Below are 19,731 nucleotides of genomic sequence, written 5' to 3'. Positions count from 1 at the left end.
CCTGGTCTCGCGCCGCCCGGACGGTCACCCGCCCGGTCAGCAATGGGCAATGCTACCCGCACGCACGGTGCCCCGCCGCTCCGCCGGACGGTCCCCACCGGGTCCGCCCGGCGGCCGGGGCCACCAATCGGGCACCGGGGCACGAACAGGCACTCGGCGCGCCGCGCCCCGGGTCGTCGGCGCCGGGGCGCGGGGCGGCCCGGACGGCTCACACGCTCAGCAGGGCGTGCACGGGGCGCGGGGCGAGCCGCTCGCGCCCGCCGAGGAACCCCAGCTCCAGCAGCACCGTGAAGCCGGCCACCGTGCCGCCGGCCCGCTCCACCAGATCGAGGGTGGCCTCGGCGGTGCCGCCGGTGGCGAGCACGTCGTCGACCACCAGCACCCGGTGCCCGGCGGTGAACGCGTCCTCGTGCACCTCCAGCGTCGCCTCGCCGTACTCCAGGGCGTAGGAGGCCGAGTAGGCGGGGCGGGGCAGCTTGCCGGCCTTGCGCACCGGCACCACGCCCACCCCCGCCGCGTACGCGATGGCCGCCGCGACGACGAAGCCCCGGGCCTCGATGCCCACCACGGCGTCGAACGCGTCCCGCCCGTGGTACGCCACGATCCCGTCGACGACCTGTCGGAACACCTCGCCGTCGGCGAAGAGCGGCATCAGGTCCTTGAACATCACGCCCGGCTTCGGGAAGTCCGGCACGTCCAGCACGCGGCTGGCGACCAGCTCGGCGACCCGCGGGCCGCTGTCTCCCCGTACCCCGGCGCTGTGCGTCTCCGTCACGGCGGCCCGTCTCCCTTCATGGCCGACGGCGTCCCGCACGCTGCTCGCACAGCCTGCGGGACGCCGCCGGAACGTGTTTCCTACCGGTGTGGCCGATCAGCGCCGCTTGGCGCCGCCCGGCCGGTTGCCGCCGCCACCGGCGGGGCGACCGCCCCGGGCACCGGTCGCGCGCTTGCCGGCGGGCCGGGCACCCACCTTCGGGGCGGCCCCGGCCAGGGCCGCGTCGGCGTCGACGGGCTCGTCGGCGTCGGCGGCCGGGCGCGCCGCGCCCTTCGGGGTGATCTCGCCCCGGGCGAGGGCGGTCCGCCGGGCCAGGACCCGCTTGTTGTGCGCCTGGATCCGCGGCTCGTAGTTCTTCAGCAGCACCAGCAGCGGGGTGGCCAGCAGGATGGAGGTCAGGAAGGCGACCGCCATACCGACGAACAGCACCAGGCCGAGGTCCTTCAGCGTGCCCGCGCCCAGCAGGCCCGCGCCGATGAAGAGCAGACCACCGACGGGCAGCAGCGCGACCACCGAGGTGTTCAGCGACCGCATGAGGCTCTGGTTGATGGCCAGGTTGGCCGCCTCGCCGTACGTCTGGTTGTTGTTCGCCGTGATGCCCCGGGTGTTCTCCTGCACCTTGTCGAAGACCACCACCACGTCGTAGAGCGCGAAGCCCAGGATCGTGAGGAAGCCGATGATCGTCGACGGGGTGACCTCGAAGCCGACCAGCGAGTAGATGCCGGCGGTGAGGATCAGGTTCATGAACAGCGAGGAGACGGCGGCGGCCGCCATCCGCCACTCGAACCGCAGGACCAGGTAGACCGTCACCAGCAGGACGAAGATCACCAGACCGAGCAGCGCCCGGGACGTGACCTGGCTGCCCCACGCCTCGCTGACCTGGTTGCCGCTGATCTGGTCGGGCTGGATGCCGAACGCGCGGGCCATCTCGGCCTTCGCCGCGTTGGCCTGCTCGGCGTTGAGCTGCGTGGTGCGCATCTCGTAGAAGTCGCCGCCGGTGCCGCCGACCTTCTGCGCGGTGACCACCTCGGCGCCCGCCGCGGTGCTCGCCAGCGCCGTGTCGACCGTCTTCTCGGCGTCGTCGAGGGTGCCGACGCTGGCCGGCACCTGGAACGAGTTGCCGCCGGCGAACTCGATGCCCAGGGTGAAGCCACGCAGGGCGAAGCTGAGCACGGCGACGAGGATCAGCGCCCCGGCCACGCCGAACCACAGCTTGCGCCGGCCGATGACGTCGAGGCCGGCCTCACCCGCGTAGAGGCGGCTCGCCAAACCAGTCTTAGCCATCTCAGGCCTCCTTGACGCGCGAGGTGCGGGTGGCCTGCTCGCTCCGCGCGGGCGGAAGGATCCGGCCGAGACCGCTGACCCGCGGGGACAGGAACGCCCGGGTCCGGGCGAACATCGTCATGATCGGGTGACGGAACAGGAAGACCACGACCAGGTCGAGCACCGTGGCCAGGCCGAGCGCGAAGGCGAAGCCCTTCACCGCGCCGACCGAGACGATGTAGAGCACCACGGCCGACATGATCGTGATCGCGTTGGCCGAGATGATCGTGCGGCGGGCCCGGATCCACGCCCGGGGCACCGCGCTGCGCGGGCTGCGGCCCTCCCGGATCTCGTCCTTGAGCCGCTCGAAGTAGATGACGAACGAGTCCGCCGCCACACCGAGTGAGACGATCATGCCGGCGATGCCGGCGAGCGTGAGGGTGAAGCCGATCTGCCGCCCCAGGAAGACCAGCGCGCCGAAGACCAGCAGACCCGACAGCACCAGGCTCAGGAAGATGACCGAGCCGAGCAGCCGGTAGTAGAAGAACGAGTAGATGATGACCAGCAGCATGCCGATGCCGGCGGCGAGCAGGCCCGCGCGCAGGTGGCTCGCGCCGAGGGTGGCGGTGACGTTCTGCTGCTCCTGCGCCTCGAAGGTCACCGGCAGCGCGCCGTAGCGCAGCTGGCCGGCCAGGGCGTTGGCCGTCTTGTTGTCGAAGCTGCCGGTGATCTGCGAGTCACCGGTGAGCACGCCCTGGATCTCCGGCGAGGAGACGACCTTGTTGTCCAGCACCACGGCGACCCGGCACTTGCCGTCCTGGCCCAGCGCGGTCTGGTCACAGGCCTGGCCCTCGTTGTTGAACGCCTCGCGGGTCAGGTTGGTCCACTTCTCCTGGCCCGCGCCCTTGAAGTCGAGGCTCACCACCCAGGAGCTGGTCTGGTCGAGCACCGCGTTGGCGTCGCCGACGTCGGTGCCGAGCACCTTCGCCACGTCCAGCAGGTATTTCTGGACGCCGTCCTCGCAGGCGACCGCCTTCTGCTTCTCGTCCTTGATCGACGCCGGGGGGCGCTGGTCGAGCTGCGCGCAGGTGATCATCGGCACGTTGAACTGCATCTCCGCCGGCAGCACGGCGACCTCGCGCGGGCTGAGCGCGCCGAACGGCTTGAGCTTGTCGGCCAGCGACGGGTCGGCGGTCAGGTCGGCCGGGGCCTGCAGGCCGCTCGCGGCCTGCCAGGCGGCGGCGCCGACCTTCTGCTCGACGGCCTTGCGCTGCTCCTCGACGCCCGCCGGCACCGGCTCGGCGCTGGCGCTCGACGACGGCGCGGCGCTCGCCGAGGGCGACGGGGTGGCGCTGGCGCTCGGGGCCGGCGCCCCGCCGCCCTGGCCGCCCGCGCTCGGCGACGCGGTGGCCTTCGCGCCGGACGGCGACGCGCTGCCCGACGGCTTGGCGCTGCCGGACGGCTTCGGCGACGCGCTGCCGGACGGGGCCGGCGTCGGGGTGGGCGCCGGGGCCGCCGCCGCGCCGCTGCCGTCGGCGGCCTTGAGCACCTTGCGGAAGCGCAGCTCGGCAGCGCTGCCGACGTCGGTGAGGTCGCGGTTCTCGCCGGGCAGGGAGATGACGATGTTCCGGTTGCCCTCGGTGACCACCTCGGCCTCGGCCACGCCGTAGGCGTTGACCCGGTTCTCGATGATCTGGCGGGCCTCTTCGAGGTTCTCCGCCGTCGGGGGCCGGCCGTCGAGGCTGTTCGTCGCCTCCAGCGTCATCCGGGTGCCGCCGACCAGGTCCAGGCCGAGCCGGGGCTCCAGCCGGTCCTTGAAGCCACCACTGGCGCCGCCCGAGAAGAACACCAAGAGATAGAGGACGACGAAGATGAGCCCGAGCACGGCGAGCTGCCGTCCGGGCCGCATCTGTCCCTGAGGTGGTGGTGCCACGGCTGTCTGTCTCCCTGTTACGGTCGCACCGCCTTCGGCGGCGGCACGAGGGTCGGGCCGGGGGTCCCGGCGACGGGTGTCCGGGCCGGCGACCCGACGTCGACACGGCTGCCCACGGCCGTCGCGGGGGCGGCAGCCGGCAGCGCTCACGCGTCGGCGTCGGGCGTGGGCCCAACTATCCAGTTTTATCGCTGTCTCCGCTGCCCCGTCCCCGGGACGACGGTCACTCCTTGACGGTCTCGGCGTCCTCGGTGGCCTCGGTAGCCTCGGTCGACTCGGGCCGCTCGGCCTGGCTGACGACGCGGGCGATGGCCGGACGGGCGTACCGGGTCTGCACGCCGGGGGCGACCTCGAGCAGGACGGTCTCGTCGTCCACGCCGGTGACCGTGCCGTAGAGACCGCCGATGGTGACCACCTCGTCGCCGGGACCGAGGGTGGACTGCATCCGCTCCGCCTCGCGGCGGCGCTTCTGCTGGGGGCGGATCATCATGAAGTACATGACGCCGAAGAGCAGGGCGATCATGAGGATCGGCGTGAGACCGCCGGCTCCCCCGCCACCCGCTGCTGCGTAAAGCACGGTTACTGACCTTCCGATTGGCCTCCGGCTCGGCACGAGGGGCACCGGAGCGGAGGCGGATTCTCACGTCCTGTACAGACCGCGGCGAGTCTAGTCCCTGCACCTGGGAACGCCGAATGCGGCACAGATCACGAACGGATCACGGCTCATCGGGCGCGGCGGAGAACAGATCGGGCGCGGGAGGGGCACCGGTGCCAAATGTACCATTCGGTGGGGTACGACCCAGATGACGCCAGGCCGCCTCGGTGGCCACCCGCCCCCGGGGCGTACGCGCGAGCAGCCCGGCCCGCACCAGGAACGGCTCGCACACCTCCTCGACGGTGTCCGGCTGCTCCCCCACCGCCACGGCCAGCGTCGACAGGCCCACCGGGCCGCCCCGGAACGAGTCGACCAGCGCGGTGACCACCGCCCGGTCCAGCCGGTCCAGCCCGAGCGCGTCGACGTCGTACACCGTCAGGGCCGCCCGGGCCGTCTCCACCGTGACCGTGCCGTCGGCCCGGACCTCGGCGAAGTCGCGCACCCGGCGCAGCAGCCGGTTGGCGATCCGGGGGGTGCCCCGGGACCGGCCGGCGATCTCGGCGGCCCCGTCGTCGGTGATCGGCACCCCGAGGATGCGCGCCGACCGGCGCAGCAGCACCTCCAGGTCGGCCGGCGAGTAGAAGTCGAGGTGCGCGACGAAGCCGAAGCGGTCCCGCATCGGCCCGGTCAGCAGGCCCGACCGGGTGGTCGCCCCGACCAGGGTGAACGGCTCGACGTCCAGCGGGATGGCGGTCGCCCCCGGCCCCTTGCCGACGATCACGTCGACCCGGAAGTCCTCCATCGCGCTGTAGAGCAGCTCCTCCGCCGGCTTGGCGATCCGGTGGATCTCGTCGATGAACAGCACGTCACCCTCGGTGAGGCTGGTCAGGATCGCCGCGAGGTCGCCGGAGCGCTCGATGGCCGGGCCGCTGGTCACCCGGATGCCGGAGCCCAGCTCGGCCGCCACGATGTTGGCCAACGTCGTCTTACCCAAGCCAGGCGGCCCCGACAACAGGATGTGGTCGGGCGGGGAGCCGCGCCGCATCGCGCTGCGCAGCAGCAGGTCGAGCTGCTCGCGGACCCGGTGCTGGGCGATGAACTCCTCCAGCCGCTTCGGCCGGACGCTGGCCTCGGCGTCGCGCTCCGCGTCGTTGACGTACGCGGAGACGAGGTTGCCGTCGGGCCCCGTCATCGGGTGCGGCCGAGCAGGCGGATGGCCTGCTTGAGCAGGACCGGCACGGGCGGCGGCGGACCGTCGACGGTCTCCGCGACCGCGGCCACCGCCTGGTCGGCCTGGCCCGCCGTCCAGCCGAGACCCACCAGGGCCTGGCGGACCTGCTCGGGCCAGGCGCCCCCGGTCACCCCGGCCGCCCCGTCGGCGCCCACCGGCACCGGGCCGATCCGGTCGCGCAGCTCCAGCACCAGGCGCTCGGCACCCTTCTTGCCGATGCCCGGCACCCGGGTCAGCGCGGCGGTGTCGGCGTTGGCGATGGCCTTGCGCACCGCGTCGGGGGTGTGCACGGCGAGCACCGCCTGGGCCAGCCGGGGCCCCACCCCGCTCGCGGTCTGGAGCAGCTCGAACAGCTGCTTGGCGTCGTCGTCGGCGAAGCCGTAGAGGGTGAGCGAGTCCTCCCGCACCACCAGGCTGGTGGCCAGCCGGGCCGGCTGGCCGACCCGCAGGTCGGCGAGCGTGCCGGGGGCGCAGTGCACCGCCAGGCCCACCCCGCCGACCTCCACCACCGCGTGGTCCGGGCCGGTCGCGGTCACCGTCCCGCGCACACTGGCGATCATCGTGCTCCTCCTCGTCGTGCCCGGTCGGCCGCCTCGGCCAGCTTCGAGCGGGTGCCGCCGCGCCAGACGTGGCAGATGGCCAGGGCCAGGGCGTCGGCGGCGTCGGCCGGCTTCGGCGGCTCGGGCAGCCGCAGCAGCCGGGTCACCATGGTCGTCATCTGCGCCTTGTCGGCCTGGCCGGAGCCGGTGATGGCGGCCTTGACCTCGCTCGGGGTGTAGGTCTGCACGGGCAGCCCGGCGCGCGCGCCGGCCAGCACGGCGATCCCGCTGGCCTGGGCGGTGCCCATCACGGTGCGCACGTTGTGCTGGCTGAACACCCGCTCGACGGCGACGGCGTCCGGCCGGTGCTCGGCGACGAGGTCGGTGAGCGAGCGGTCCAGGTGCAGCAGGCGCAGCGGCAGTTCGTCGCCCGGGTCGGTGTAGACGACGTAGTAGGCGACCAGGGTGCAGGGCCGGCCCGGCACGCCCTCGACCACGCCGACCCCGCACCGGGTCAGCCCCGGGTCGACGCCGAGCACGCGCACGCCGCCTCCTCCCCACCACGTCGGCAGTACGTGTGTTCGACACCCTACTTTGCGGCCCCGACAGCCGGCTGCGGGGACACGCCGCCGAAGAGCAGGGGTCGGGCCGTCGAGGGGCCGGGGGTCGCGGCAGCACACAGCCGGGGCGTCGAGTATGTGCCATCGCCCCATGTGCCCCCGGCCACCCAGCTCGTAGCTTTGTGCGCCATGACGGCAGAACCCGTGGCGGGCCCCCACGTCGTACACGTCGACCTGGCCGGTAGGACCGCGCTGGTGACCGGCGGTGGCGGCGGCATCGGCCGGGCCTGCGCCCTGCGGCTCGCGGCGGCCGGGGCCCGCGTGCTGGTCCTCGACCGCGACGCGGACGCGGCCGAGGAGATCGCGGCGCTGGCCGGCGGCCGGGCCGTGCGGGTGGACCTGGCCGACCCGGCGGCGGTGGACCGGCTCGACGCCGACGTGGACATCGTCGTCAACAACGCCGGCCTGCAGCACGTCGCGCCGGTGCAGGACTTCCCGCCCGAGCGGTTCGCCTACATCCACCGGGTGATGGTGGAGGCGCCGTTCCGGATCGTGCGCCGGGCCCTGCCGCACATGTACGCCCGGGGCTGGGGGCGGGTCGTCAACATCTCCTCCGTGCACGGGCTGCGGGCCTCGCCGTACAAGTCGGCGTACGTGTCGGCGAAGCACGCCCTGGAGGGGCTGTCGAAGGTGGTCGCGCTGGAGGGCGCGGCGCACGGGGTCACCGCCAACTGCATCAACCCGGCGTACGTGCGCACGGCGCTGGTGCAGGACCAGATCGCCGACCAGGCCGCCACCCACGGCATCGGCGAGACCGAGGTGGTGGAGAAGATCATGCTGGCCCGGGCGGCGATCAAGCGGCTCATCGAGCCGGAGGAGGTCGCGGAGCTGCTGGCGTACCTGTGCGCGCCGCCGGCCGCGTTCATCACCGGCGCGTCCATCGCCCTCGACGGGGGCTGGACGGCGAACTAGTGGCCTCGCGCACAATGTCGGTCATGTCGTCGCCGGTGGAGTTCCTGGAACTACTCGCCCGGGAGGCCGCCGCGGTGGAGTTCGAGGGCCCGCTGGTGGCGGCCCGCGCGGCCGGCGCGCCCCCCGACCGGCTCGCCGAGCTGGAGCAGGCGAAGGTGGTCGCGCTGCGGGTCCGGGCCCTGCTGGAGCGCCGACGCCGCCGGGAGAGCGAGCTGTCCGGCCTGTACGACACCGCGAGCGACCTGGCCGGACTGCGCGACCTCGACGCCGTGCTGCGGGCGATCGTGCACCGGGCCCGCCACCTGCTCGGCGCGGACGTGGCGTACATGACGCTCGACGACGACGAGCGCGGCGACACGTACATGCGGGTCACCGACGGGTCGATCTCGGCGCGGTTCCAGCGGCTGCGGCTGCCGATGGGCGCGGGCCTGGGCGGCCTGGTGGCCCAGTCCGGCACCCCGTACGTCACCGCGAACTACCCCGAGGACGAGCGGTTCCACCACACCGGGGAGATCGACGCCGGGGTGGGCGAGGAGGGCCTGGTGGCGATCCTCGGCGTGCCGCTGCGGCTCGGCTCCACCTCCATCGGCGTGCTGTACGCCGCCAACCGCTCCGCCCGGCCGTTCGCCCGGGAGGAGGTGTCGCTGCTGGTCTCCCTCGCGGCGCACGCGGCGGTCGCGATCGACACGGCGCGGCTGCTGGCCGAGACCCAGGCCGCGCTGGCGGAGCTGTCGGCGGCCAACACCACCATCCGGGCGCACAGCAGCTCCGTCGAGCGGGCGGCGGCGGCGCACGACCGGATGACGGCGCTGGTGCTGCGCGGCGGCGGGGTCGAGGACGTGGCGTCCGCCGTCACCGACGTGCTCGGCGGGGCGCTGCTGGCGCTCGACGCCCACGGGCGGCGGCTGGCCCGGGTCGGTCAGATCGACGAGCCGGACCGGGCGGACCTGGTGGAGGCGGTGGCGGCGTCGCGGACCGAGGGGCGCAGCGTCCGCCGGGGGCCCTTCTGGTACGCGGCCGTGGTCGCCGGCACGGAGAACCTGGGCGCGCTGGTGCTGCGCCCCGACGGCGAACTGGTCGACGCCGACCAGCGCATCCTGGAGCGGGCGGCGCTGGTGACCGCGCTGCTGCTGCTGTTCCGCCGCACCGTGGCCGAGGCGGAGGGGCGGGTGCGGGGCGAGCTGCTCGACGACCTGATCGCCCGGCCGCTGGCCGACACCGACGCCCTGCGCACCCGGGCCCGCCGCCTCGGTGTCGACCTGGACGCCCCGCACGTGCTGGTGGCGGTCGGCGACGACGCGATCGCCGCGACGGGTTCCGCCCGGCAGCGGGCGCTCTCCTGGGCCACCACGTACGCCTCGACGCGCGGCGGCCTGGCGGCGGCACGCGACGGCCGGGTGGTGCTGATGCTGCCCGGCCGGGACGCGGGCGGCGCGGCCCGCGCGGTGTCCCGGGACCTGTCCCGGGTGACTGGCCGGCCGGTGACCGCCGGGGCGAGCGGCCCGTCGACCGACCCCGCCTCGCTGGCGGCGATCTTCCAGGAGGCGGACCGCTGCCTGACGGCACTCGGCGCGCTGGGCCGCACCGGGCAGGGGGCGAGCACCGCCGAGCTGGGCTTCGTCGGGCTGCTGCTGGGCGCGGTGGGCGACCGGGGCGACGGGGACGTGGCCCGGTTCATCGCCACCACCGTCGGGCCGGTGGTGGACTACGACGCCCGGCGGGGCACCGCGCTGGTGAAGACCCTGGAGGCGTACTTCGGGGTGGGTGGCAGCCTGGCCCGGGCGGCCGAGCTGCTGCACGTGCACGTCAACACGGTGACCCAGCGGCTGGAACGGGTCGGCCAGCTGCTCGGCCCCGACTGGCAGAAGCCCGGCCGGGCCCTGGAGGTGCAGCTCGCGCTGCGCCTGCACCGGCTCCGCGAGCCGTCGCCCTGACGGTTCGGGGCGACACGTCGCCGACCGGCGCGGGGCGACGGCTCGCCGACCGGGGCGGGGTGCGTCAGCGGGCCCGGATGCCGTCCAGGACGCCGTCGACGATCCGGTCCGGGAGCAGGACGTCGTCCAGCTCGGGGTGCCAGCGCAGCATCCGCTGCATCAGCATCGGCCCGGTGAGCAGCGCCATCGCCACCTCGATGTCGAGGTCGGCCCGCAGCTCGCCGAGGCGTACCCCCCGGCGGAGCACCTCGCGCATCAGCTGCCGGCGGGGCGCGATGATGTTCTGGTAGAGCCGGAAGTGGTCGGGGCTGCGGTTCACCTCCGGCACGAGGCAGGGCATGATCTTCGCGGCGCGCGGGTCGATGTTGTGCCCGACCGCGCCGACCAGCAGCACCAGGTCGTCCCGCACGGAGTGGCCCGCCGGATTCGGCAGCACGCCCTTGAGCCGGCGCAGCGCGTCCAGCAGCAGCGCGTCCTTGCCCGGCCAGCGGCGGTAGATGGTGGCCTTGCCGACGCCGGCGCGGGCCGCGATCGCCTCGATGGAGAGCGCCTCGATCGTGCTGCCCTCGGCGAGCAGGTCGAGGGTGGCCTCCACGATCGCCTCGTCCGCGCGGCTGCTCCGCGGTCGCCCGGGCGACCGCGGAGCCTCGGCGGCGGAAGTCATGTCCGACATTGTTCCCGGACCTACGCTGTTCCGGCCAACTCGGGTTGGCTCGTTGCCGGCGTACCGGCCGCCCGGTCGGGGGCGCGGCCGGGCATCCAGCGCAGCACGACCACGAAGCCGAGCGCGGCGACCGCCGCGGAGAGCGCCGCGGCCCAGTGCATCGCCGAGACGAAGGCGTCGTTGGCGGCCGTGACCAGGGCCGGCCCGGTCGGACCGAGCTGCCCGGCCGCCGCGTACGCGCCGGAGATCGACTCGCTCGCCGCCTCGTGCGCCCCCGCCGGCAGGCCCCGCAGGGCCGGGGCGACGTCGTCCCGGTACACCGCGGACAGCACCGAGCCGAGCACGGCCACGCCGAGGGCGCCGGCGACCTGGCGCACGGTGTTGCTGACCGCCGACCCGACGCCGGCCTTCTCCCGGGGCAGCGCCGACATGATCGACTCGGTGGCCGGCGGCATGATGTTGGCCATGCCGATGCCCTGGAGGAGGAAGACCACCAGGACCACCCAGATCGGCGTGCCCGCGTCGATGAACGCGAACGCCGCGAGGGCCACGGCGGTCAGCGCCAGCCCGACGGCCGCGACGGCCCGGCCCCCGTACCGGCGGACCATCGCCGCGCTGCGCGGGGCGAAGACGAGCTGGGCGGCGGCGAACGGCAGGAAGAGCAGGCCGGTCTGCAGCGGGGTGTAGCCACGGACCAGTTGCAGGTAGAACGAGCTGAAGAACATCACGCCCATGGCGGCGAAGAAGACCAGCCCGACCAGCGCCACCGGGGCGGCGAAGCGGGGCACCCGGAACAGCCGGACGTCCAGCGACGGGTGGTCGCTGCGCAGCTCCAACAGCACGAACCAGGTCAGCACGGCCAGGCCGCCGAGGATCGACACCCAGACCAGGGGCCGGTCGAAGCCGTGCTCGCCGCCGTCGATGATGCCGTAGGTCAGGGCGACCAGGCCCACCACCGACAGCAGCACGCCGGGGACGTCGACCCGCCCCGGGTCGGGGTCGCGGGACTCGGGCACCAGCAGGGCGACCAGGACCACGCCGACCGCGACCACCGGCACGTTGATCAGGAAGACCGAGCCCCACCAGTAGTGTTCCAGCAGCGCGCCGCCGAGGATCGGGCCGATCGCCACGGCGAGGCCGACCGCGCCGGCCCACACGCCGATCGCCCGGCCGCGCTCCCGGGGGTCGAAGACGTTGGAGATGATCGACAGGGTCACCGGCATGATCGCCGCCCCGCCGACGCCCATCAGCGCGCGGGCGCCGATGAGCTGGGCCGGGCTCTGCGCGTACGCCGACAGCAGCGACGACAGCCCGAACAGGACCAGCCCGACCAGCAGGAAACGTTTGCGCCCGGCGCGGTCGCCGAGCACGCCGAAGGTGAAGAGCAGACCCGCGAAGACCAGGGTGTACGAGTTGATCGCCCACTCCAGCTCGCCCTGGCTCGCGCCGAGGCCGTGCACCGGGTCGGCGAGGGTGCGCAGGGCGACGTTGAGGATGGTGTTGTCGAGGACGACGACGAGGAGGCTGATCACCAGCACCCCGAGGATCGCCCACCGCCTCGGATGTCCGGTGTTCTCGTGCGGTTGCATGGGCCGGTCCTCTCCCCCGGTTCGCCCGCCCCGCAAATACGATACGGGGCAGGCTCGTAACTCCAACGAGGCTAGGCGAACCGTTTACGATACGGAACCGGATCGTATCGTTTGTGCGCCACGTCACGCATCACCCGGCACCCACCCCTGTTGATCGACTCCATGTCGGCGACATGGCGGCATCAACGCCCCGGGACACCCCCACCTGCCCGACATCCCGTCACCCTCCACCGGAATGGGTGGATTGTCCGGCCCTGGCGGGGGCGACGTGGAGGCGGCCTCGGCGTGGACGAGGCGGGGCCGGGTCCGGGTCCGGAGCCGGGGCCGGAGCCGGAGGACGGGCCGGGGCCGGAGGACGGGCCGGGGCCGGAGGACGGGCCGGGGCCGGAGGACGGGCCGGGGCCGGAGGACGGGCCGGGGCCGGGGGGGCGGGGGCGGACGTGGCCGGGTTGATCGACTTCATGTCGGGCAGATGGGGGTATCCCGCGCCGTTGATACCGCCACCTGCCAGACATCCCGTCACCCCTCCGCCGGAATGGGCGGATTGTCCGCCCTGGTGGGGCGGCGAGGGGGCGGGGCGGGGTGACCGGCGGCACCCCGCGGCCGGAATCCTGGCCGGGGCGGGGGCGTTACACCTGACGGACGACCGCAGCAGCACCCCGGATCCCCCGATCCGGCAGGCCCCGGGCCGCTCGCGTGCTGGCTCACCCGACGCGCCTGCCCCACCGACGCCCGGTCCGCCCCGCGGCGTGCCGGCCGCCTCGGCATCAGGCCCCGGGGAATGGGGACGGGTCGCCGGTCGTTACACCCGGACCCGGCGCCGCACGGCAGCCGAACCCCTCCTTCCTCTTCTTTCCCCCTTTGTTCGTTGTTCGGGCGCCTCGACGTGGTGCTCGCACACCCCCCGCCATCCCCCTCCGGCGGGCACGGGTGTGCCGACCCCCCGATAGGAGACACCCCCATGAACACGACCATCCTGCGTAAGAGCGTCCTCGGCATCGCCGGACTCGCGTTCGCCGGTGGCCTCGCCGCCGGCCCCCTGAACCACCACACCACCACCGACACCGACGCGCGGCCCGTCGCCGCCGTGCAGGCCGACAAGCCCGCCAGCGTGGACACGGCCAAGCTGATCCCGCACGGTGTGCAGGGCGCGCAGTCGCGCATCGACCTCGACGCCGAACAGACCGCCAACGCCAAGGTCATCATCGCCGCCACCAAGAAGACCGGCCTCGACGAACGCGCCGCGGTCATCTCCATCGGCACCGCCCTGCAGGAGTCGAAGCTGCAGAACCTCGGCCACCTCGGCGACCGCAACGACCACGACTCCCTCGGCCTGTTCCAGCAACGCCCCTCCAGCGGCTGGGGTTCGCCGGAGCAGATCACCGACCCGCAGTACGCCACCACCGCGTTCCTCAAGGGCCTGCGACAGGTCGACGGCTGGCACGACATGCCCCTGACCGACGCCGCCCAGACCGTCCAGGTCTCCGCCTACCCCGACGCGTACGCGCAGTGGGAGCAGCAGGCCGCCGACCTCGTCACCCAGCACTGGAACAACAGCTGACCTATCGCATAGCGCCACCGGGCAACCGAGCGTTAGGAAGGGGCCCCTCCTATACCGAAAGCGTTAACAAGGGGCCCTTCCTTGCAAGCAGGCGGCGGTGGCCGCCGCCAGGGTCGTCAGGCGGATCGACGGGGGCGGCAGCGGTTCGATCCAGCCCGGCCCGGCCGCGTGCACGCGTACGCCCGGGGTGTCGCGGCCGAAGCGGACCAGTCGGTACGCGCGGCCGGTGACCGGCGTCTGCGACCAGACCACCACGGTGTGCGGACGCGCCCGGCGCACGGCGGACGCCAACGCCGTCCAGGGCAGCGCGGGCCCGAGCAGCAGCGCGCCCCGCCCGCGCTCCCGCAGGGCGGCGGCGAGCGCGTGCAGGCCGAGGCAGTGGGTTTCGTGCTCGGCCCCGGCGAGCAGTACGCCGCCGGTGGGCAGTTGCCGGGCGGGCTCGCGACGGAACACGTCCAGGCCGATGCGCACGCCCTCGGAGAGGGCGTGTTCGGTGGCGACCTCGGCCGCCGTGTGGCCCCGCAGCGCGGCGAGCAGCGGAACGCAGACCTGCTGCCAGGACGCCAGCACCCCGTGGTCGGCGGCCAGCGCCAGCAGCAGGGCGGCGACCTCGTTGGCGTCGAGGTCCTCGGCGGCTGCGGAGAGGCGCTTGCGCGCGGTCTCGACGGCCTCGGCCGGCATCGAGTCGGTCAGCACGACGTACCCCCGGGTAGACGGTCACTACCAGGGGTTCGTCCGGGCGGCGCGATTCGGATGCGGCGCGGGTGCGGCTGCCGGCGACCAGCGCCGGCCTACGACCAGCGCCGGCCGGCGACCGGGGCGCGCGCGGCGGGTCAGCCGGTCAGCGCGTCGAGGGCCAGGTCGACGTCGGCGTCGGTGGTGTAGAGGTGGAACGACGCCCGGACCCGGCCGGCGCGCACCGCCGCCCGGATGCCCGCTCGTTCCAGTTTCTCCTGCGCGCCGGGCACCTCGACGGCGACGATCGCGCTGTCGCCGGGTGGCCGGCCCAGCCCGGCGAGGAACCGGTTGGCCAGGCGCACGTCGTGCTCGCGCACGGCCGGCACGCCGATCTCGGCGAGCAGTTCCAGGGCGGGGGCGGTGCCGATCCAACTGAACCACGCCGGGGACTGGTCGAACCGCCGGGCGTCGGCGGCCAGCCGCAGCGGCGGGCCGTAGTAGGAGGAGAACGGGTCCTCGGCCGCGTACCAGCCGGCGCCGTCGGGTCGCAGCCGCTCGCGCAACGCCGGCGCCAGGTAGGCCAGGGCCGACCCGCGCGGCCCCATCAGCCACTTGTACGCCCCGACGGCGACGACGTCGGCCAGGCCGGCGTCGAACGGCAGCCAGCCGCACGCCTGGGTCGCGTCCACGGCCACCAGCGCGCCGTGGGCGCGGGCGGCGGCCACGATCCGGTGGTAGTCGGCGACGGCCCCGTCGGCGGACTGCACCAGGCTGAACGCGACCAGGTCGGTGTCGGCGTCGATCGCGTCGACGAGCCCGTCGAGCGGGACCGTGCGCACCCGCACCCCCCGCTCGGCCTGGGCGAGCCAGGGAAAGAGGTTGGAGGTGAACTCCACCTCGGGGACCACGACGGTGGCACCGGCCGGCAGGGCCGCCGCGACGGGGGCGAACAACGCGGACACCGTGCTGCCGACCGTCACGTCGGTGGGCGCCACTCCGACCAGGCCGGCGAAGGCCGCCCGGGAGCGCCGGGTGGCGTCGTCCCACCCCTCCCAGGAGGTACGTCCCGTCCGCCAGTCGGCCAGCGCCTCCTGCACCGCCGCCCAGGCCGGCTCGGGCGGCAGCCCGTAGCTGGCGGTGTTCAGCCAGCCGGGCTGCGGCTGCCACAGCTTGCGTGCCTGCTCCAACTCCATGCCGCCGACGGTAGTGCGGCCGCAGTCACCTCCGTGAGCGCCAATTCACCGATGGTGGCCGCCGCCCCCGGTCGCGGCCCACCCGAGGGGGGTGGCGGGCGACGCGGGGGCGGTGGTGGACAGGAGACCGGGGACGGGGCGGCGCGGCGGCGGGGCCCGGTCAGGCGGGTGCGCCGCTGAGCGCCGGGCGCTGCGGCTCGGCCGGCGGTTGCGGGTCGTCGTCGTCCTCGTCGAGCATGGTGGCCTCGTCGAAGGGGCGGCGGCCGGCGAGCACGTCGCGGGCCTGCGCGCGGTCGAACTCGCCGGTCCAGGCGCCGACCAGGACGGTGGCCACGGCGTTGCCGGCGAAGTTGGTCAGCGCCCGCGCCTCGGACATGAACCGGTCGATGCCGACGATCAGTCCGACGCCGTCGAGCAGGTAGGTGGCGGGCTGGCCGGCATCTCCCGGGTCACCGCCCGGCGGTACCTGGAGTATCTGGTGGCCGCCGCGCGGGCGGTGCGGGCGCCCCGCTACGGCACCCCGGGCCGCCCGGAGGTGGAGTACCGCCCGGCCTGACCGCGTCCGCCCGCCGGCCCGGCCCGGGTCAGCTCACGTTCGCCGGCCCGAGGACGCTCTTGAGGTCGCCCATGAGGGCGGTGGTGGCCGCGACCCGGAAGGGGCCAAGCCGCAGGGTGGTGGTCTTGCCGCCGTTGAGGAGCTTGACGTGGACCTCGGTGTCGCCGGGGTGCAGGACGAGGGTCTCCTTGAGGCGTTCGACCAGCGGCGGGGTGCAGCGGTGCACGGGAATGGTGAGGGTGACCGGTTTGCTGCCCGGGTTGCTGGTGACGTCGGGCAGTTGCATGTCCATCGCCATGATGCGGGGGGTGTCGTCGCGGCGGTCGACCCGGCCCTTGACCACCACGATCGCGTCCTCGGCGATGTACTGGCCGATCACCTCGTACGTGTTGGGGAAGAACAGGGCCTCCACGCCGCCGGCGAGGTCCTCCAGCGTGGCCGACGCCCACGCGCGGCCCTGCTTGGTGACGCGGCGCTGCACGCCGGAGAGGATGCCGGCGAGGGTGACCACCGCGCCGTCGGGGACGGTGCCCTCCTCGGAGAGGGCGGCGATGGTGCAGTCGGCCGCCGCGCCGAGGACGTGTTCGAGGCCGAACAGGGGGTGGTCGGAGACGTAGAGGCCGAGCATCTCGCGTTCGAAGGCGAGCTTGTCGCGCTTGTCCCACTCGGCCTCGCCGATGGTCGGCATGACGGTGGTGTTGCCGCCGACGGTCTCGGCGTCGCCGAAGCCGGCGCCGAACAGGTCGTACTGGCCGACGGCCTCCTTGCGCTTGACGTCGGCGTACGCGTCGATCGCGTCGGCGTGCACGGCGAGCAGCCCCTTGCGGCTGTGGCCCATGACGTCGAACGCGCCGGCCTTGATCAGCGATTCGATCGTCTTCTTGTTGCACACCACCGCGTCGACCTTGGCCAGGAAGTCGTAGAAGTCGGCGTACTCGCCCTTCTCCTGCCGGCACCGCATGATCGAGGTCACCACGTTCGCCCCGACGTTGCGGATCGCCGCGAGACCGAACCGGATGTCCTTGCCGACCGGGGTGAACGGCCCGGCCGAGGTGTTCACGTCCGGCGGGAGGACCTGGATGCCCATTCGCCGGCACTCCGACAGGTACAGCGCCATCTTGTCCTTGTCGTCGCCGACGGAGGTCAGCAGCGCCGCCATGTACTCGGCCGGGTAGTGCGCCTTCAGGTACGCCGTCCAGTACGACACCAGGCCGTACGCCGCCGAGTGCGCCTTGTTGAACGCGTACCCGGCGAACGGCACGAGGACGTCCCACACGGCCTGGATCGCCTCGTCGGAGTAGCCGCGCTCGCGGCAGCCGTCCCGGAACGGCACGAACTCCTTGTCGAGGATCTCCTTCTTCTTCTTGCCCATCGCCCGCCGCAGCAGGTCCGCCTGGCCGAGCGTGTAGCCGGCGAGGATCTGCGCGGCGCGCTGCACCTGCTCCTGGTAGACGATCAGGCCGTGGGTGGGGGCGAGGATCTCCCGCAGCGGCTCCTCCAGCTCCGGGTGGATCGGCGTGATCTCCTGGAGGCCGTTCTTGCGCAGCGCGTAGTTGGTGTGCGAGTCCACGCCCATCGGGCCCGGTCGGTACAGCGCGAGGACGGCGGAGATGTCCTCGAAGTTGTCCGGCTTCATCAGCCGCAGCAGCGACCGCATCGGCCCGCCGTCGAGCTGGAACACCCCGAGCGTGTCGCCGCGCGCCAGCAGCTCGTAGGCGGCCTTGTCGTCCAGGTCCAGGCCCAGCAGGTCCAGGTCCTTGCCGTGGTTGAGCTGGATGTTCTTGACCGCGTCGTCGATGATCGTGAGGTTGCGCAGGCCGAGGAAGTCCATCTTCAACAGCCCGAGCGACTCGCACGTCGGGTAGTCGAACTGGGTGATGATCACCCCGTCGGAGTCGCGCCGCATCAGCGGGATGTGCTCGATGATCGGCTCCGCCGACATGATCACCCCGGCGGCGTGGACGCCGGTCTGCCGGATCAGCCCCTCGATGCCCTTCGCCGTGTCGATGACCTTCTTGACGTCCGGGTCCGACTCGTACAGGCCCCGGATCTCCCCCGCCTCCGCGTAGCGCGGGTGCTTCGGGTCGAAGATGCCCGACAGCGGGATGTCCTTGCCCATCACCGCCGGCGGCATCGCCTTGGTGATCCGGTCCCCCACCGCATACGGGTAGCCCAGGACCCGCGCCGAGTCCTTGATCGCCGCCTTCGCCTTGATCGTGCCGAACGTGGCGATCTGCGCGACCTTGTCCTCACCCCACTTGTCGGTGACGTACTTGATCACCTCACCGCGCCGACGCTCGTCGAAGTCGATGTCGACATCCGGCATCGAGACCCGCTCGGGGTTGAGGAACCGCTCGAAGATCAGCCCGTGCGGGATCGGGTCCAGGTCCGTGATCCCCAACGCGTACGCGACCAGGGAACCCGCCGCCGACCCACGGCCCGGGCCCACCGCGATGCCCTGGCTCTTCGCCCACTGGATGAAGTCGGCGACCACGAGGAAGTACGACGGGAAGCCCATCTGGATGATGACGCCCAGCTCGTACTCCGCCTGCACCACGTGGCCCTCGGGGATCCCGCCCGGGAACCGCCGGGCGAGGCCCTTGAAGGTCTCCTTGCGGAACCACGACTCCTCCGTCTCCCCCTCGGGGATCGGGAAGCGCGGCATCAGGTTGTGGAACTCGAACATCCCCGCCGGATCGACCTTCTCGGCGACCAGCAGCGTGTTGCGGCAGCCCTGGAGCCACAGCTCGGAGGAGTCGACGGCGCGCATCTGGTCGGCGGACTTGATGAAGTAGCCGCCGCCCTCGAAGCGGAACCGGTTGGGGTCGGCGATGTTGCTGCCGGTCTGCACGCACAGCAGGACGTCGTGCGCCTCGGCCTGCGCCTCGTGGGTGTAGTGCGAGTCGTTGGTCACCACCGGCGGGATGCCGAGCTTCTTGCCGATCTCGGTGAGCCCCTCGCGGACCCGGCGCTCGATGTCGAGGCCGTGGTCCATCAGCTCCAGGAAGTAGTTGTCCTTGCCGAAGATGTCCTGGTATGCCGACGCGACCTTGATCGCCTCGTCGAACTGGCCCAGCCGCAGCCGGGTCTGCACCGCGCCGGAGGGGCACCCCGTGGTGGCCATGATCCCCTCGGCGTGCTCGGCGATCAGCTCCATGTCCATCCGGGGCCACTTGACGTAGTGGCCCTCCATGGAGGCGCGCGAGTTGAGGGTGAACAGGTTGTGCAGGCCGGTCCTGTTCGCCGCCCACATCGTCATGTGGGTGATCGCGCCGTTACCGGAGACGTCGTCGCTCTTCTGCTCCGGCCGGCCCCACTTCACCCGCGCCTTGTGGTAGCGCGACTCCGGCGCCACGTATGCCTCGACGCCCAGGATCGGGGTGATCCCGGCAGCCATGGCCTGCTTGTAGAAGTCGTTCGCGCCGTGCATGTTGCCGTGGTCGGTCATCGCGACCGCCGGCATGCCGAGCCGGTTGGCCTCGGCGAAGAGGTCCTTCAGCCGGGCCGCACCGTCGAGCATCGAGTACTCGGTGTGCACGTGCAGATGCGCGAACGAATCGCCCATGCGTGGCGCCCCCCCGGGTCGATCATGGGTTGTCGAGATCGGTCGGCCCACCCTATCGCCGGGGGATCGGGGACCTCCAGCAGCCGCGCGGGGCGGAACCGCCCGGGTGGCGGGGATCTCCCC

16 protein-coding genes are annotated in these 19,731 nt (G+C 73.3%); 3 read left to right on the top strand and 13 right to left on the bottom strand.

Annotation, left to right across the window (positions count from 1 at the left end; all coding sequences use genetic code 11):
• Nucleotides 1–208: 208 nt before the first annotated feature.
• The 7 genes from TK50_RS25900 to ruvC all read right to left on the bottom strand — a co-directional run bounded on the left by TK50_RS25900 (nucleotide 209) and on the right by ruvC (nucleotide 6,881).
• Nucleotides 209–775, bottom strand: coding sequence for an adenine phosphoribosyltransferase (locus TK50_RS25900; protein ID WP_043967893.1), 567 nt, complete (start codon nucleotides 773–775; stop codon nucleotides 209–211).
• Nucleotides 776–871: 96 nt separating this feature from the next.
• Entirely contained in the window at nucleotides 872–2,059 is a 1,188-nt protein-coding gene (gene secF / locus TK50_RS25895; protein ID WP_043967891.1) for a protein translocase subunit SecF, read from the bottom strand.
• A 1-nt stretch (nucleotide 2,060) separates the two neighbouring features.
• Nucleotides 2,061–3,947 carry a protein translocase subunit SecD gene (gene secD / locus TK50_RS25890; RefSeq protein ID WP_043967889.1) on the bottom strand — a complete coding sequence of 629 codons (1,887 nt, stop codon included), beginning with the start codon at nucleotides 3,945–3,947 and terminating at the stop codon, nucleotides 2,061–2,063.
• A gap of 247 nt (nucleotides 3,948–4,194) precedes the next feature.
• Complete coding sequence (gene yajC, locus TK50_RS25885) at nucleotides 4,195–4,548, bottom strand: preprotein translocase subunit YajC (RefSeq protein WP_082106610.1); 354 nt, start codon at nucleotides 4,546–4,548, stop codon at nucleotides 4,195–4,197.
• A gap of 139 nt (nucleotides 4,549–4,687) precedes the next feature.
• Complete coding sequence (gene ruvB, locus TK50_RS25880) at nucleotides 4,688–5,758, bottom strand: Holliday junction branch migration DNA helicase RuvB (protein ID WP_043967887.1); 1,071 nt, start codon at nucleotides 5,756–5,758, stop codon at nucleotides 4,688–4,690.
• On the bottom strand, nucleotides 5,755–6,357 hold the full coding sequence (ruvA, locus tag TK50_RS25875; RefSeq protein WP_043967885.1) for a Holliday junction branch migration protein RuvA: 603 nt from the start codon (nucleotides 6,355–6,357) through the stop codon (nucleotides 5,755–5,757). The genes ruvB and ruvA overlap by 4 nt, the downstream gene beginning before the upstream one ends.
• Nucleotides 6,354–6,881, bottom strand: coding sequence for a crossover junction endodeoxyribonuclease RuvC (ruvC, locus tag TK50_RS25870; protein WP_043967883.1), 528 nt, complete (start codon nucleotides 6,879–6,881; stop codon nucleotides 6,354–6,356). Before ruvC ends, ruvA begins: the two co-directional genes overlap by 4 nt.
• A 204-nt stretch (nucleotides 6,882–7,085) precedes the next feature.
• Between ruvC and TK50_RS25865 the strand changes: the two genes are divergently transcribed.
• Nucleotides 7,086–7,868: a 3-hydroxybutyrate dehydrogenase gene (locus TK50_RS25865; RefSeq protein ID WP_043967881.1), complete on the top strand. Its 783-nt coding sequence runs from the start codon at nucleotides 7,086–7,088 to the stop codon at nucleotides 7,866–7,868.
• A gap of 14 nt (nucleotides 7,869–7,882) precedes the next feature.
• Complete coding sequence (locus TK50_RS25860; RefSeq protein WP_043967879.1) at nucleotides 7,883–9,802, top strand: helix-turn-helix domain-containing protein; 1,920 nt, start codon at nucleotides 7,883–7,885, stop codon at nucleotides 9,800–9,802.
• A 64-nt stretch (nucleotides 9,803–9,866) separates the two neighbouring features.
• On the opposite strand, the gene TK50_RS25855 is transcribed toward TK50_RS25860, so the two are convergent.
• Together TK50_RS25855 and TK50_RS25850 are read right to left on the bottom strand one after the other, a co-directional pair.
• Complete coding sequence (locus tag TK50_RS25855; RefSeq protein WP_043967877.1) at nucleotides 9,867–10,475, bottom strand: TetR/AcrR family transcriptional regulator; 609 nt, start codon at nucleotides 10,473–10,475, stop codon at nucleotides 9,867–9,869.
• A gap of 11 nt (nucleotides 10,476–10,486) precedes the next feature.
• Complete coding sequence (locus TK50_RS25850; protein ID WP_043967874.1) at nucleotides 10,487–12,055, bottom strand: MFS transporter; 1,569 nt, start codon at nucleotides 12,053–12,055, stop codon at nucleotides 10,487–10,489.
• Between the two features lie 961 nt (nucleotides 12,056–13,016).
• Between TK50_RS25850 and TK50_RS25845 the strand changes: the two genes are divergently transcribed.
• The gene (locus tag TK50_RS25845; RefSeq protein ID WP_043967872.1) at nucleotides 13,017–13,616 is read left to right on the top strand and encodes a hypothetical protein; all 600 of its coding nucleotides are present in this window, start codon (nucleotides 13,017–13,019) and stop codon (nucleotides 13,614–13,616) included.
• A 63-nt stretch (nucleotides 13,617–13,679) separates the two neighbouring features.
• On the opposite strand, the gene TK50_RS25840 is transcribed toward TK50_RS25845, so the two are convergent.
• The 4 genes from TK50_RS25840 to dnaE all read right to left on the bottom strand — a co-directional run bounded on the left by TK50_RS25840 (nucleotide 13,680) and on the right by dnaE (nucleotide 19,608).
• Nucleotides 13,680–14,312 (bottom strand): transcriptional regulator, encoded by a 633-nt coding sequence (locus TK50_RS25840; protein WP_229406743.1) that lies wholly within the window; start codon nucleotides 14,310–14,312, stop codon nucleotides 13,680–13,682.
• Nucleotides 14,313–14,449: 137 nt separating this feature from the next.
• A complete protein-coding gene (locus TK50_RS25835; protein WP_043967870.1) occupies nucleotides 14,450–15,487 on the bottom strand; it encodes an aminotransferase class V-fold PLP-dependent enzyme in 1,038 nt (345 codons plus the stop codon).
• A 160-nt stretch (nucleotides 15,488–15,647) separates the two neighbouring features.
• Nucleotides 15,648–15,863 carry a hypothetical protein gene (locus TK50_RS25830; protein WP_043967868.1) on the bottom strand — a complete coding sequence of 72 codons (216 nt, stop codon included), beginning with the start codon at nucleotides 15,861–15,863 and terminating at the stop codon, nucleotides 15,648–15,650.
• Between the two features lie 208 nt (nucleotides 15,864–16,071).
• On the bottom strand, nucleotides 16,072–19,608 hold the full coding sequence (gene dnaE, locus TK50_RS25825; protein ID WP_043967865.1) for a DNA polymerase III subunit alpha: 3,537 nt from the start codon (nucleotides 19,606–19,608) through the stop codon (nucleotides 16,072–16,074).
• Nucleotides 19,609–19,731: the final 123 nt, after the last annotated feature.

The sequence above is a fragment of the Micromonospora haikouensis genome (genome assembly GCF_000876225.1).
Classification (GTDB): Bacteria; Actinomycetota; Actinomycetes; order Mycobacteriales; family Micromonosporaceae; genus Micromonospora; species Micromonospora haikouensis.
The sequence above is the reverse complement of the archived record's forward strand: the minus strand, read 5'-3'. Positions and strand labels throughout refer to the sequence as shown.

Coding starts and splice junctions, on each gene's coding strand:
- TK50_RS25835 (WP_043967870.1), bottom strand. CDS start 15,487: ATGGAGTTGGAGCAGGCACGCAAGCTGTGGCAGCCGCAGCCCGGCTGG.
- ruvB (WP_043967887.1), bottom strand. CDS start 5,758: ATGACGGGGCCCGACGGCAACCTCGTCTCCGCGTACGTCAACGACGCG.
- dnaE (WP_043967865.1), bottom strand. CDS start 19,608: ATGGGCGATTCGTTCGCGCATCTGCACGTGCACACCGAGTACTCGATG.
- TK50_RS25860 (WP_043967879.1), top strand. CDS start 7,883: ATGTCGGTCATGTCGTCGCCGGTGGAGTTCCTGGAACTACTCGCCCGG.
- TK50_RS25855 (WP_043967877.1), bottom strand. CDS start 10,475: ATGTCGGACATGACTTCCGCCGCCGAGGCTCCGCGGTCGCCCGGGCGA.
- TK50_RS25865 (WP_043967881.1), top strand. CDS start 7,086: ATGACGGCAGAACCCGTGGCGGGCCCCCACGTCGTACACGTCGACCTG.
- TK50_RS25845 (WP_043967872.1), top strand. CDS start 13,017: ATGAACACGACCATCCTGCGTAAGAGCGTCCTCGGCATCGCCGGACTC.
- secD (WP_043967889.1), bottom strand. CDS start 3,947: ATGCGGCCCGGACGGCAGCTCGCCGTGCTCGGGCTCATCTTCGTCGTC.
- ruvA (WP_043967885.1), bottom strand. CDS start 6,357: ATGATCGCCAGTGTGCGCGGGACGGTGACCGCGACCGGCCCGGACCAC.
- TK50_RS25850 (WP_043967874.1), bottom strand. CDS start 12,055: ATGCAACCGCACGAGAACACCGGACATCCGAGGCGGTGGGCGATCCTC.
- secF (WP_043967891.1), bottom strand. CDS start 2,059: ATGGCTAAGACTGGTTTGGCGAGCCGCCTCTACGCGGGTGAGGCCGGC.
- TK50_RS25830 (WP_043967868.1), bottom strand. CDS start 15,863: ATGTCCGAGGCGCGGGCGCTGACCAACTTCGCCGGCAACGCCGTGGCC.